The 13,097-nt window shown below is 70.7% G+C and carries 11 protein-coding genes and 1 pseudogene; 9 read left to right on the top strand and 3 right to left on the bottom strand.

Features of this window, described 5'->3' with window-relative positions; genetic code table 11:
• Positions 1–6 precede the first annotated feature (6 nt).
• Positions 7–1,428: a S1C family serine protease gene (locus tag OG452_RS17590; protein WP_327296543.1), complete on the bottom strand. Its 1,422-nt coding sequence runs from the start codon at positions 1,426–1,428 to the stop codon at positions 7–9.
• 274 nt (positions 1,429–1,702) lie between these two features.
• On the opposite strand from OG452_RS17590, the gene OG452_RS17585 reads away from it, so the two are divergent.
• The 3 genes and pseudogenes from OG452_RS17585 (at position 1,703) to OG452_RS17575 (ending at position 4,391) form a co-directional block, all read left to right on the top strand.
• Complete coding sequence (locus OG452_RS17585) at positions 1,703–2,509, top strand: glycerophosphodiester phosphodiesterase (RefSeq protein ID WP_327296542.1); 807 nt, start codon at positions 1,703–1,705, stop codon at positions 2,507–2,509.
• 120 nt (positions 2,510–2,629) lie between these two features.
• Positions 2,630–3,287 (top strand): annotated as a pseudogene (locus tag OG452_RS17580) (ATP-binding protein).
• A 120-nt stretch (positions 3,288–3,407) separates the two neighbouring features.
• A complete protein-coding gene (locus OG452_RS17575) occupies positions 3,408–4,391 on the top strand; it encodes a DUF5926 family protein (protein ID WP_327296541.1) in 984 nt (327 codons plus the stop codon).
• Between the two features lie 447 nt (positions 4,392–4,838).
• Here OG452_RS17575 and OG452_RS17570 read toward each other — a convergent pair whose 3' ends face one another.
• Positions 4,839–5,558, bottom strand: a complete 720-nt coding sequence (locus OG452_RS17570; RefSeq protein WP_327299671.1) for a bifunctional DNA primase/polymerase — start codon at positions 5,556–5,558, stop codon at positions 4,839–4,841.
• A gap of 550 nt (positions 5,559–6,108) precedes the next feature.
• On the opposite strand from OG452_RS17570, the gene OG452_RS17565 reads away from it, so the two are divergent.
• Together OG452_RS17565 and OG452_RS17560 are read left to right on the top strand one after the other, a co-directional pair.
• Positions 6,109–7,752, top strand: coding sequence for a PP2C family protein-serine/threonine phosphatase (locus OG452_RS17565; RefSeq protein ID WP_327299670.1), 1,644 nt, complete (start codon positions 6,109–6,111; stop codon positions 7,750–7,752).
• Between the two features lie 129 nt (positions 7,753–7,881).
• A complete protein-coding gene (locus OG452_RS17560) occupies positions 7,882–9,372 on the top strand; it encodes an aminopeptidase P family protein (RefSeq protein WP_327296540.1) in 1,491 nt (496 codons plus the stop codon).
• Positions 9,373–9,459: 87 nt separating this feature from the next.
• Here OG452_RS17560 and OG452_RS17555 read toward each other — a convergent pair whose 3' ends face one another.
• Positions 9,460–9,933, bottom strand: coding sequence for an ATP-binding protein (locus tag OG452_RS17555; protein ID WP_327296539.1), 474 nt, complete (start codon positions 9,931–9,933; stop codon positions 9,460–9,462).
• A gap of 196 nt (positions 9,934–10,129) precedes the next feature.
• On the opposite strand from OG452_RS17555, the gene OG452_RS17550 reads away from it, so the two are divergent.
• From OG452_RS17550 to OG452_RS17535, 4 genes are all read left to right on the top strand, one after another.
• A complete protein-coding gene (locus OG452_RS17550; protein WP_327296538.1) occupies positions 10,130–10,948 on the top strand; it encodes a hypothetical protein in 819 nt (272 codons plus the stop codon).
• A gap of 107 nt (positions 10,949–11,055) precedes the next feature.
• Entirely contained in the window at positions 11,056–11,850 is a 795-nt protein-coding gene (locus OG452_RS17545) for a YcnI family copper-binding membrane protein (protein ID WP_327296537.1), read from the top strand.
• A gap of 38 nt (positions 11,851–11,888) precedes the next feature.
• Positions 11,889–12,569, top strand: coding sequence for an SCO family protein (locus OG452_RS17540; RefSeq protein WP_327296536.1), 681 nt, complete (start codon positions 11,889–11,891; stop codon positions 12,567–12,569).
• Entirely contained in the window at positions 12,566–13,090 is a 525-nt protein-coding gene (locus OG452_RS17535; RefSeq protein WP_327296535.1) for a copper chaperone PCu(A)C, read from the top strand. The genes OG452_RS17540 and OG452_RS17535 overlap by 4 nt, the downstream gene beginning before the upstream one ends.
• The last annotated feature ends 7 nt before the right edge of the window (positions 13,091–13,097 follow it).

Below are 13,097 nucleotides of genomic sequence, written 5' to 3'. Positions count from 1 at the left end.
AGCGCGTCAGCTGTCGCCCTTGCGCTGGCCCAGGGTGACCTCGACCGTGTGCTCCTTGCCGCCCCGCTTGTAGGTGAGCTGGACCTTGTCGCCCGGCTTGTGCGTCCAGATCGTGCCGATCAGGGTCGGGCCGCTGTCGATCGCCGTGCCGTCCAGCTTGGTGATCACGTCGCCCGGCTTGAGACCGGCCTTGGCCGCCGGGCCGTTGGCCGCGACCGAGGCCGTGCCGCTCGCGCCCTGGTCGGAGATCTTGGCGCCGTTGCCCTGCTCGTCCATCGCGACCGTGGCACCGATCACCGGGTAGACCGGCTGACCGGTCTTGATCAGCTGCTGGGCGACGTTCTTCGCCTGGCTGATCGGGATGGCGAAGCCCAGGCCGATCGAGCCGGCCTGCGAGTCGCCGCCGAGGCTGCCGCTGCTGGCCGACTGGATGGCCGAGTTGATGCCGATGACCGCCCCGCGGTCGTCGAGCAGCGGGCCGCCCGAGTTGCCCGGGTTGATCGAGGCGTCGGTCTGCAGGGCGCTCATGTACGAGGCCTTGCTGCCCGAGCCGTCGCCCGAGGCGACCGGGCGGTTCTTGGCGCTGACGATGCCGGTCGTCACCGTGTTGGACAGGCCGAACGGCGCACCGATCGCGATCGTCGAGTCGCCCACCGCCACCTGGTCGGAGTTGCCGAGCTCCAGCGGGGTCAGCCCGGAGGGAGCGTTCTTGAGCTTGACGACGGCCACGTCGTAACCCTGCGCCCGGCCGACCACCTCGGCGTCGTACTTCTTGCCGTTGGAGAACGTCGCCGTCAGGGTGCCCCCGTCGGCCGCCTCCGCCACCACGTGGTTGTTGGTGAGGATGTGGCCCTGGGTGTCATAGATGAAGCCGGTGCCCGTGCCGCCGTCGCCGTTGCCGCTCTTCGCCTCTATGGTCACCACGCTCGGCAGCGCCTTGGCAGCGATCCCCGCAACGGTGTTCGGAGAGCGCTTGACCTCCTGCGCCTTGCCGGGCGCCGACACGGTCGTCGAGCCCGTCGCGTTGTCGCTGTGCTCGGCGGCGAAGTACCCGATGCCGCCGCCGATACCGCCCGCGACCAGCGCCGCGACGACCACCGCTGCGATCAGACCGCCCGCGCGCTTCTTCGGCCCGGCGGGCGGAGCCGGGACGGGCGCCCCCCATACGGGGCCGCCGCCTTCCCCGTATCCGCCGTTGCCGCCGCCCCCGTACGCGGGAACCGACGGCGGCGGCGGGGGCCAGCCGGCGTCCGCGGCCCGGGCGGGCTCGGGCGCGTCGGCGGGCACCGGCCCGGGGAGCTGCGCAGTGGCTTCGGTGGCGGAAGCGGGCGTGCCCTCAGGAGCGGCAACCGGCACGGGAGGTGCGGACGGGGCGGGTGGTGCGGTCTCGGCCGCCGTGCCCTCGGTGCCCTCGTTCTCGGTGCTCACAGCTCTTTCTCCTCGGTTCCACGTCGTCTCGGTCAGAGTCCCGCTGTGCAAGTGTCTGCGGACAGCTTTTCCCACAGCACGTCGGGGCACTGTAAACGGGAGCTGTGCATCTTCGTCGTATCAGTGGGTTGTCCCACTGAACTTCTCCCCGCCCACTCCCCGCACATCCTTTATTTCGGATGAGAAGGACGAGAGGGCGGGAAGCCCGCACCTTCACGCACCTGCCCGCGCTCTTCTGCACCCTCCTACCCCGCCACGGTGGCACCATGACGCGGTGACCCACGTACGACAGCACAGCATCCAGGTCGTCGCTCACCGAGGGGCGTCCGAGGACGCACCCGAGCACACCCTCGCCGCGTACACGCGCGCCATCGAGGACGGCGCCGACGCTCTCGAATGCGACGTGCGGCTCACCGCCGACGGCCATCTCGTCTGTGTGCACGACCGCCGGGTGAACCGCACGTCGGACGGCCGCGGCGCGGTCTCCGCTCTGGAGCTGTCCGATCTCGCCGCCCTCGACTTCGGATCCTGGCGGAACTGGAAGGACCCTGACGAGGCCCCGGACTGGGACCGGGAGAGTACGTCCGTACTCACCCTGGACCGGCTGCTGGAGCTGGTCCACGACTCGGGCCGCCGGGTGGAGCTGGCCATCGAGACCAAGCACCCCACCCGGTGGGCCGGTCAGGTGGAGGAGAAACTGCTCGCGTCGCTGGCCCGTTTCGGCCTGGACTCGCCCTCGCCGGGCGACTCGTCGCCCGTACGGATCATGAGCTTCTCGGCCCGTTCGCTGCACCGGGTCGCCGCCGCAGCGCCCGCCATTCCCACCGTCTATCTGCTGCAGTTCCTCTCACCGCGTCTGCGCGACGGCCGGCTGCCCGCCGGTGCCGGGATCGCTGGTCCCGGTATGCGGATCGTGCGCAACCACCCCGGCTACGTCGAACGGTTGCACCGGACCGGGCACCAGGTGCATGTGTGGACCGTGGACGAGCCCGAGGACGTCGCGCTCTGCGCCGAGCTGGGCGTGGACGCGATCATCACCAACCGCCCGAAGCAGGTCCTGTCCCAACTGGGTCGTCTTTAGCGACAGTTATTTCTGATTAGCCAGCTACGCCTTATAAGTCCTTTTTAATCCGGTTCAATCCCTATTAATGCTGTCACAGGGAGTGCACCGGCGCGTTCGGTCCGTATTCGAGCACGTCGAGTGCGTCACCGGGCCTCCTTTGGCCGGTTTCCGGTCCAGTACACCGGGGCATCCAATCGGTGGCGTGGGGGCAAAGGAGGTCTCGGGGGTGGCGTTGGTGGTGGCACAGGAAGTGCCCGCGTCGTCGAGCATGGCCGTACCCCATGGCCCTGCGGGCGTGGGAGAAGCGAGACGCCGGATGCGCGATCAGCTGCGCAGGACCGGGGTGTCCGACTCGGTCGTCGACGACGCCGTACTGATCCTTTCCGAACTGCTCAGCAATGCCTGCCGGCACGGCAGGCCGCTGGGCCGGACGGAGATCGGCGACGGCGATGTGCGGGCCGCTTGGCGCGTGGACAAGGCAGGCAGACTGACCGTGGAAGTGACGGACGGGGGCGGTCCGACCCGACCGGTTCCAGCCACTCCGTCGGTCACGGCACGAGGTGGCCGCGGACTCAACATCATCAGCGCGCTCGCTCAGGAGTGGGGCGTACGGGACAACGCGTCGGGCGAGGTGACCGTCTGGGTGCTCATCACCGAGGCGCGTCGTGAGGACTTCGCCGTCGGCGGGCCCGCCGACGGGCTGGACTTCCCGGCCCCGGCCGTGTCGGCTGTCGCGGGCTTCCCGGAGTTCGCCGAGGTCTCGGACTTCCCTGACGTCTTCGACGGAGTCGACTGATCCGGCGCCGGACGGGTGGGGAGCGGCGGTCCGGTCTCCGTGAGCCCCCGCGCGATCGGGCGGACATCCCATAGGCTCGCGCCACACACAGGACCAGCGCAGTCGGGAGAGAGCCGCACCATGGCGAAGAAGCGTCCTCAGACGAAGGCCCCTCACGGAACCAACGGGGCCCGCTCCGCAGGCGCCGCTGAGCACGTCCCCGTGGTCGGGGCCCGTGAGCCCTGCCCCTGCGGCTCCGGCCGCCGCTACAAGGCCTGTCACGGCCGGGCCGCCGCACATGCCGTGGCCGAGCTGGTCCAGCGCCCCTTCGAGGGTCTGCCCGGTGAGGGCGACTGGGTCGCGCTGCGCGAACTGGTGCCGGCGGCAACCGTGGAGCTCACCCTCAAGGGCGGGCTGCCCGACGGCGTGCCGTCCGTGACGCTCGCGACGGTGCTGCCGATGGCCTGGCCCGCGCTCCGGCGCGACGACGGCTCCGTCCTGCTCGGCCTGCAGAACGACACCCCGTCCGGCGACCTCAGCCGCGACCTGGCCGACACCCTCCAGCGGGCACTGGCCGCCGAGCCCGGTACGCCGGTCGCCGGTCAGCAGGCCGCCCCCGACGGGCCCCGGCTCCAGGACCTGTTGGACCCGGGCGCCCCCTTCGCCCCGGTGGTGCACCCCGGCTTCGAGTTCTGGGTGCCCGACTCGGAGAACGCCACCCCGGAGGTCTCCGCCTCGCTGGAGCGCGCGAACGAGGCGGTCATTCCCACCGTGAAGCTAGCCTCGGTGGACTCCGCGTACTGGTGCGAGACCCCCGAAAAGAACCATCTGCGCTGGGTGATGCTCCACCCCGAGGAGCAGCTCCTGGACGCCCTGGCCCGGCTGCACGCGGCGGGCACCTCCTCGCTCGGCACCGGCACCCGGCTGGTCGGGTCCTTCCGGGCGCACGGGCTCACGGTGCCGGTCTGGGACCTGCCGAGCGCGATGAACGCCGAGGAATGCGAGAAGCCCGCGGCCGAGTTCGCGGAGCGGCTCGCCGGGGCCCTGGCCGCCGGCGCTCCGCTCACTCCGGAGGAGCGCCGGGCCCGCGGCGGTCTCACCAACCGCCAGGTGACGCTCAGCTGAGAGTGACGACCCGGGCGGAACAGCAGGTGACTCCAGTCACAACTGCCCATACGCGCGGGTAAGTCGCTGTCCGAATACATGAGATCGAATTTGCGAACCGCCGATCTCTTGTTACCGTTCTAGTAGCCCGGTCGTTGGTGCATCCCCCGTCGCCAACGGCCGGGTCCTTTCATGCCCGGGCTGTCAATGCCCGGCGGGGGGCGCGGAGTTGCCTCCGGAGCACAGTGGCGGCGCACCGACCCGGCGCTGTCCGCCCCCGCAACACAAGCCGCTTGTCCCGTACTCCGAAGCGCGGCCCGCACGCCGGTTCACGCGGGGCGCGTGTCCCGCCCACGGAGCCGACAGCGCAGGCCGGCATCCCGGTCCGGCCGTCCGGCGCCCTCACGGTGCGTACGCGTCAGGGCGTACGCACCAGGGCGTATGCGCGCAGGGCGCGCCCCTCGGTCGTCAGTAGGCGAGTTTGCTGCCGCCGCCGGGGGCGCCGGTACTCGCCTCGACCAGCGCGTCCACCACCGCCTCGACATCCGGCAGCCAGGGCGCCGCCGTACCGCGAGCGCCGCCGGAGCCTCCCGCGCCCGGCAGCGACCGTGCCGCCGGGGAAGGGGCCCGCTCCCACCAGACAGGGCCCCTGCCCGTCTCGGATGGCGGCAGCACCAGATAGCCGCCCTCGCCGTGGAACCGCAGCGAGCTGGGCACCCACTCCTTGGCGTGCAGCAGTTCGCCGAGCCGCTCCAGCGTGTACGGGGCGACCAGCAGCGACCAGCGTGTGGGCGTCGCCACGACAGGCCCGATCCGCATGTCCATCCGGTCGAGCGCCACCAGGGCGCGTGCGCCCGCCACAGCGGGCAGGCTGAGCGCGCACGGCGCACGGCCTCCCGTCGCCATGATCACCGGGGCGTCAGGCCGGCTGGTCCACCACCAGCGCACCATGCGCTCGTCCGTGGTCGCCGTGAGGAGCCCCGGGTCGAAGGGGTGTGCGCCGGGTACGACGCACTCGGGGTCGGGGCAGCCGCAACTGCGCTCCCGGCCGGCGGAGGCGGTGTGCCCCACGCCGGGAACGACGGGCCAGTGCCAGCCGGTTGCGCAGGTCAGCGCCGCATCGAGCTGGGCGTGCCTCCCGCTGCGCCGGAACCGGAGTCCGCGTCGCCTTCCGAGGATCTCGCGCATGAGCGCTCGTTCCTTTCCGTTGAACGCCGAGGTCCGCATCGCGCCCTTCCCGTTGAACGCCGAGGTCCGCATCGCGCCATGGATACTTCGCGTCACTGTACGTACGCACGCTGTTGACCTGCGGTGTTGATGACCGGCAGGGCGGAGCCTGGTCCGAGTTCACTGCTCAAGCATGGCCAGGAGTGGCGCGTGCGTGGCGCGTACTTGTCCCGTGCTGTGTGTGCTTGCTGTCTGTGCTGTGCGCTGTGCCGGTGAATCGCCGTGCCGCTGAATCGCTGTGCCACTGTGCCGCTTGTGCGAACCCCGCCATTCGGGGCTGGGGCGCGGCCCACGGCGGTTTAGACGCCCAGGCCCGCCGCCAGGTTCCGGGGCCGAGTCAACTGCCCCTGGTCATCACCGGTTACGTACCCGCCGCAGTCGGTGTGACGCTCTGCCGAACGACCTCAGTCGACATCAAATAGCCGCACAGGGGGGCACTTTCCGGCCAAGTTGGTTATCTACTGGAGGGAGACAGTTTCCTCCCGTGGACACCAGGGGCCCCAAGGGGACAATGCTGGACATCTCCTCGCTTCTGCGTGTACATGTGGATCCATTGATAGCTACGCAGAATGGCATGAGGGTTTGCGATGCTATCGAGCGAAACACACCAGTCAGAAAGCCGGCTGCCATGAGCGCACCTCACCTGCCGAAAGTGGCTGGAATCGACTCCACAGTTCCGGCCCCCGCGCACACTGCCGCTCCACTCCCCGCCCCCGTACCTGCAGCCGCCCCCGGCGCCCTCATCCAGGACCGGCTGGCCGGCTGGGTCTTCGACCTCACCACGCTGCACGAACTCACCGAACGGCTGGCCGCCACCAGCGCCCTGGACGACGCGCTCCAGGAGTTCCTGCGGGCGGGCGCCTCCCTGGTGGGCGCCGGCCGCGGTCTGGTCGTACTGGAACCCGCGAACACCTCGGCGCCGGGCGGAACCGCGTACGGCCCCTGCCCCGCGCGCACCGTCGGGCTCGGGCTCACCCACGCCGAACTCGGCCACATCGAAACGGTTCCGCGCAGCGTCACCGCGTACGGACGCATGCTCGAAGGCAGCCGTACGGGCACGCCTCCCGGCGCGCGCGCCGGCGCGGAGAACAGCATGCAGGCCAACGCGGGGAGCAGCACAGGAAACAGCCCGGGGAACCGCACAGGAAGCAGCGGGCGGAGCGGCGCCGACACCGCCCCCGCCGACGGCATCGCCACCCCCGACATCCTCGGCGACAAGCGGCTCGACCCACGCCACCGCGAGGTCGCCACCCGCGTCGGCTACGCGGCCAGCTACGCCGTTCCGCTCTCCGCCGCGACAGCCGGGCCCCTCGGCGCCGCCGTCTGGCTCTACGACGAACCCGCCGAACCCGCGGAGCGCCACCGCCGTCTCATCGGCCTCTACACGCGGTACGCGAGCGAACACCTGGCCCGGCTTGTCGAACTGACCCGCGCCCGCGCCCGGGTGACCACCCTCACCGACGAACTGCTGCCCCGCCGACTGCCCCGGGTGCCCGGAGTGCAGCTCGCCGCCCGCCACCGCACCGGACCGCGCGGCGGCGGCGACTGGTACGACGCGCTGCCGCTGGCCGACGGCGCACTCGGCCTCACCGTCGGATCGGTCACCGGCTCGGGCCCCGGCGCCACCGCCGCGATGGGACGGCTGCGGGCCGGGCTGCGGGCGTACGCCGTCATGGAGGGTGAGGACCCGGTCGCGGTCCTCTCCGACCTCGAACTGCTGCTGCGGCTCACCGAGCCCGCCCGCTCGGCGACCGCCCTCTTCGCCTACTGCGAACCCGCACAGCGCAAGATCGTGCTGGCCGGCGCAGGCCACACCCCGCCGCTGATCATCGGTGACCGGCGCACCGAGTTCGTCGAGACCTCGCTGTCGGCGCCGCTGGGGATGCTCTCCTGCTGGGAAGCGCCGAGCGTGGAGTTCTCACTCGCACCAGGAGAGACGGTTCTGCTCTGCACCGACGGGCTGCTGCGCCGCACCGGGGACTCAACGGACCGTGCGTTCGCCCGGCTCCACTCGGCGGCTGCGAACCTGTCCCGACCGCTGCGCGACGACCCCGCGGCGATCGCCGATCACGTCCTGCGGACTCTGCTGCCCGAAGGCCTCGACCAGCAGGAATGCACCGACGACGTGGTGATTCTGGTGGCCCGTTTCGACTGAGTTCCGGCCGGGTCCAGGACCGTTCGGGTAAGAGGTCCTTCGGCACTGGGCCCCCTTCCGTACACCCGTACGATGGAGGGGGCCGGCTTCGTATCAAGGGGCCCAGCGTCGTAGCAAGGAGACAGAAACGTGTCTGAGGAGCTCACACCGGAGACCCCGGAGACCGAGACCCCGGAATCCCCGGAGACCCCGGCGGCGGAGACCGTCAAGCCCCGGAAGAACGGCCTCTACCCGGCCGTGTCCGAAGAGCTCGCCGAGAACATGAAGTCCGGCTGGGCCGACACCGAGCTGCACGGCCTGGAGCCGATCGCCCAGGCAGCACACACCGCCACCCGCCGCGCCGCGCTCTCCGCGCGCTTCCCGGGTGAGCGCCTGGTGGTCCCGGCGGGCCGTCTCAAGACCCGCTCCAACGACACCGAGTACGCCTTCCGTGCCGCGAGCGAGTACGCGTACCTCACCGGTGACCAGACGCAGGACGGCGTCCTGGTCCTCGAACCGGCCGCGGACGGGGGGCACACCGCAACGGTCTACCTGCTGCCCCGCTCCGACCGTGAGAACGGCGAGTTCTGGCTGAGCGGCCAGGGCGAGCTGTGGGTCGGCCGCAGGAACTCGCTCGCCGAGGCCGGGCAGCTGCTCGGAATTCCGGCGAAGGACGTCCGCGAGCTGCCCGCCGCGCTGACCGCGGCCACCGGACCGGTCCGCGCCGTCCGGGGGTACGACGCGGGCATCGAGTCCGCGCTGACCGACAAGGTCACCGCCGAACGCGACGAAGAGCTGCGCGTCTACCTCTCCGAGGCGCGCGCGGTGAAGGACGACTTCGAGATCGGCGAACTGCAGAAGGCCGTCGATGCGACGGTGCACGGCTTCGAGGACGTCGTGAAGATCCTCGACAAGGCCGAGGCCACCTCCGAGCGCTACATCGAGGGCACCTTCTTCCTGCGCGCCCGCGTCGAGGGCAACGACATCGGCTACGGCTCGATCTGCGCCGCCGGTCCGCACGCGACCACCCTCCACTGGGTGCGCAACGACGGCGACGTCCGCTCCGGCGAGCTGCTGCTGCTCGACGCCGGTGTGGAGACGCACTCCCTCTACACGGCCGACGTGACCCGCACGCTCCCCATCGACGGCCGCTTCAACGCGCTGCAGCGCAAGATCTACGACGCGGTGTATGAGGCCCAGGAAGCCGGTATCGCGGCCGTCAAGCCCGGCGCCGCCTACCGCGACTTCCACGACGCGTCCCAGCGCGTACTCGCCGAGAAGCTCGTCGAGTGGGGCCTGGTCGACGGACCCGTGGAGCGGGTGCTCGAACTGGGTCTCCAGCGTCGCTGGACCCTGCACGGCACCGGTCACATGCTCGGGCTCGACGTCCACGACTGCGCGGCCGCGCGCACCGAGGCGTACGTCAACGGCACGCTGGAGCCCGGCATGTGCCTCACGGTCGAGCCCGGTCTGTACTTCCAGGCGGACGACCTGACGGTGCCCGAGGAGTACCGCGGCATCGGGGTCCGGATCGAGGACGACATCCTCGTCACCGCCGACGGCAACCGGAACCTGTCCGCGGCGCTGCCGCGCCAGGCCGACGAGGTCGAGGCGTGGATGGCCTCGGTCAAGCAGGGCTGACCCTCCGGGCAGCCCTCGTGAAGGCGAGAGCCCCGCAAGAACCCGACAGACGCGGGGAGCCGGGACGCGCCGCTCAGAGCAGTACGGTCAGGAGGCTCTGAGCAGCGCGTCCTCGCGCCATTTCAGGACCTTGTCGAAGCGCACCATCGCGCCACGGCCCGGCCTGTTGCGGAAATCGGCGTGGTCGGAGAGTTCCGCGATCAGACCCAGGCCCCGGCCGCTCTCGGCACAGGCCGGCGCCGTCGGGTGTGCCAGCACGTTCTGCGGCGCGGCGCGGCGCTTCTGCCGTACGGGAAAGCCCGGACCGGAGTCGGTGACCTCGATCCGGCACCGCTCACCGTCCAGGAACGCCGTCACCCGGTACCCCGTGGAAGTGGCGCCCGGTCCTCCGGCTCCGCCGTGCTCCACCGCGTTCGCACAGGCCTCGCTGAGCGCGAGTGACAGATCGAAGGAGATGTCGGGGTCAACGCCCGCGGTCTCCATGGCACCGAGCAGAAGACGGCGGGCGAGCGGAACGCTCGCGGCTTCACGCCGCAAATGCAGAGACCACCAGATGCTCATGCTCCAGCCTCCTGGCTGCGGCTCGACATTACGGTTACGTATTGCCGCGGTACGGAGGGCGTAAGCACACAGTTGACGTGATACCGCTCATTCGGCGGACGCGCGTATGCCGTGCGCAGGTGTATCGCGGGTCGGATGCTGACCTTTCGGACCTGCCGTATGCGGGCCCCGGGCCCAGTGCGATGATGGCCCGGCCATGCTTACCTCTGCCGTACGCGCCGGAGCCGGTCCACGGCTCCTGAGGACCGCGGTCTTCACCGCGGTCTGCGTCGTGCTGGCCGGGGTGGGACACGCACTTGCCTCCGGCGCGGCCGTCCCGTGGTGGCCGCTGGTCCTCGGGTTCGCCGGACTGTTCGTGGTGGCCGCGCCCTTCGCCGGGCGGGAGCGCACGCTGCCCGGCATCGCCGCGGCCCTGACCGTGGGCCAGCTCGCTCTGCACACCGTATTCGGGCTCGGCCAGCACGGTGCCATGGCGATGGACCCCATGGGGACAACGGGCGGTACGGGCGAGCCCGCGGGCGGCTCTTCCGCCCTGGCCCTGCTCGCGGGAAAGCTGGTCTGCGGCGCCGGGGCCGCCCCGCTGAGCGCGGCCAAGGCTCACAGCATCGTCACCGCGGCAGGGATCGACCCGTCGGCGAGTGCCGCCCAGGGCGCACCGCACCACATGGCCGGGGCCACGGCCTCGACGTGCCTCTTCATGCTGCCGAACCTTCCCATGGTGCTCGGCCATCTGCTGGCAGCCCTGGCGACCGGCTGGGTTCTGCGGCGCGGCGAGATCGCGCTGTTCCGGCTGACCCGGCAGTCGCACGGTCTCGCCGAGGGGGCGCTCGTACGCAATCTGCGCGCCGCGCTCGCCCTGGTACGCGCCTTGCGTTCCGGACTTCCGGCAGCACCCGCCCAGGGGCCGCGCGCCGGGTACGCACCTCTCCCCGCGCCGCTGTGGACGGCGGGCGAAGCACTCCAGCACACGGTGATCAGGCGCGGTCCGCCCGCCGCGTACGCGTTCGCAGCCTGACGCGGCACCTCCCCACGCGAGAAGCGACGGGAGCGGGTGCCGTGCTGTCCGCGCGCACCGGCGCGCGGGCTGCCACCCTTCCTTCCGCACCGTGGAGTGTGTTCCTTATGAGCATCAACCCGCTGAACGTCGACCTGCTGGGCGACACCCGTCAGGGCACCGGCCGCCGCCCGGGGCGCATCCGCCGTATCGCTGTCGTCGGTGGCATCGCCGCCACCTCCGTCCTGCTGCTGTCGGGTACCGCGTTCGCGCACGTCACCGTCCAGCCGCAGGGCGACGCGGCCAAGGGCGGCTACGCGACGATCGCGTTCAAGGTTCCCAACGAGCGTGACAACGCGTCGACCACCAAGGTCGAGGTCAACTTCCCGACCGACCACCCGCTCGCCTCGGTGATGCCGGAGCCCGTGCCGGGCTGGAAGGTCGACGTCACCACGTCGAAGCTGCCCAAGCCGCTGACCATCGAGGGGAAGCAGATCGACAAGGCGGTCACCAAGGTCACCTGGACCGGCGGGAAGATCGAGCCCGGACAGTTCCAGCAGTTCCCGCTGTCCGTCGGCCAGCTGCCCACCAACACCGACCAGCTGACCTTCAAGGCTCTGCAGACGTACTCCAACAAGGAGGTCGTGCGCTGGATCGAGGAGCAGAAGCCGGGCGCCGCCGAGCCGCAGAACCCGGCGCCGGTGCTCAAGCTGACCCCGGCCGCCGACACGGCCGGCGCCACCCCGGGCAGCACGTCCGGCAAGACATCATCGGGCGACAGCGGCACGCCCGCCAAGACTGCCACCGCCTCGTCTTCGGACGGCAGTGACAACACCGCCAGGATCCTCGGGGTCATCGGCATCGTCATCGGCATCGCGGGCGTCGCCTTCGGTGTCCTCGCCGGCCGCCGCCGTACCGCCTGACGGGCCCCCACCACCCACAGCACTTGGGACGTTCCTCCATGCACAGCACGACGCGCAGCACGTACAAGAAGTCGCTGACGGCCGCCGCCCTCGCGGTGGCGGCCGCCTTCTCCCTCGCGGCCTGCGGCAGCGACAACGGCGGCGGTTCCGGCAAGAACCCGGTCGCCGACGTCTCCACTCAGAAGAAGACGCAGGCAGCGACGGTGCTCGACACCCCGTTCACGAAGCCGGACTTCGTCCTCACGGACACGCACGGCAAGAAGTTCGACTTCCGCAAGGAGACGAAGGGCAAGCCGACGCTGATCTACTTCGGCTACACGCACTGCCCCGACATCTGCCCGCTGACCATGGGCAACATCGCCGTGGCCAAGAAGGCGCTGCCCGAGGCCGAGCAGAAGAAGCTCCAGGTCGTCTTCGTCACCACCGACCCGGGCCGCGACACCCCGTCCGAGCTCGGCAAGTGGCTGAAGGCGCAGGACCCGTCGTTCATCGGGCTCACCGGCGACTTCAAGACGATCCAGGCGGGCGCCCGCTCGATCGGAATCGGTATCTCCCCGACCAAGAAGGAGAAGGACGGCACGATCGTCTCGATGCACGGGGCGCAGGTCATCGCCTTCTCGCCGAGGACGGACAAGGGCTACCTCCTGTACGGCGAGGACACCACCGTCAAGGACTACACGAAGGACCTCCCGAAGATCGTCAAGGGCGAGAATCCGTGAGCCGGGGTGCCCGGGCGACCGCCGTCTGCGCCATAGCCGCAGCGGCGGCTCTGGCGCTGGCCGGCTGTTCCTCGTCCGGATCGGGGTCGGGAACGGGTTCCGGGTCGGGGTCGGGTTCCGGCTCGGCCGGCAACCGGGCCGGCGGGAAGCCCGAGCTGAAGGTCACCGAGTCCTTCATGCCCGAGCCGGTCGGCGGCAGCGGGATGGCCGCGGGGTTCGTGACCGTGACCAACAGCAGTGCTACCGCGGACCGGCTCACCTCCGTCACCAGCGGACTCTCCGACGACATCACCATGCACACCACCAAGAACCAGCAGATGCTCGCCGTGAAGTCGCTCCCGGTCCCCGCCCACGGCGAACTGGATCTGGAACGCGGCGGAAACCACCTCATGTTCATGCACCTCAAGAAGCAGCCCAAGCTCGGCCAGAAGGTGGCCGTGGAGCTGCACTTCGCGAAGGGCGGCGTACTCAAGGCCGAACTTCCCGTCAAACAGCCCACCTACAACCCGCAGCACAGTTGAGGAGCTG

Origin of the sequence: Streptomyces sp. NBC_01197 (genome assembly GCF_036010505.1) — a bacterium.
Classification (GTDB): Bacteria; Actinomycetota; Actinomycetes; order Streptomycetales; family Streptomycetaceae; genus Streptomyces.
Note: the sequence above shows the minus strand (reverse complement) of the source record. Positions and strands in the feature narration are given on the sequence as shown.

Coding starts and splice junctions, on each gene's coding strand:
- OG452_RS17575 (WP_327296541.1), top strand. CDS start 3,408: ATGGCGAAGAAGCGTCCTCAGACGAAGGCCCCTCACGGAACCAACGGG.
- OG452_RS17570 (WP_327299671.1), bottom strand. CDS start 5,558: ATGCGCGAGATCCTCGGAAGGCGACGCGGACTCCGGTTCCGGCGCAGC.
- OG452_RS17565 (WP_327299670.1), top strand. CDS start 6,109: ATGCTGGACATCTCCTCGCTTCTGCGTGTACATGTGGATCCATTGATA.
- OG452_RS17555 (WP_327296539.1), bottom strand. CDS start 9,933: ATGAGCATCTGGTGGTCTCTGCATTTGCGGCGTGAAGCCGCGAGCGTT.
- OG452_RS17550 (WP_327296538.1), top strand. CDS start 10,130: ATGCTTACCTCTGCCGTACGCGCCGGAGCCGGTCCACGGCTCCTGAGG.
- OG452_RS17545 (WP_327296537.1), top strand. CDS start 11,056: ATGAGCATCAACCCGCTGAACGTCGACCTGCTGGGCGACACCCGTCAG.
- OG452_RS17540 (WP_327296536.1), top strand. CDS start 11,889: ATGCACAGCACGACGCGCAGCACGTACAAGAAGTCGCTGACGGCCGCC.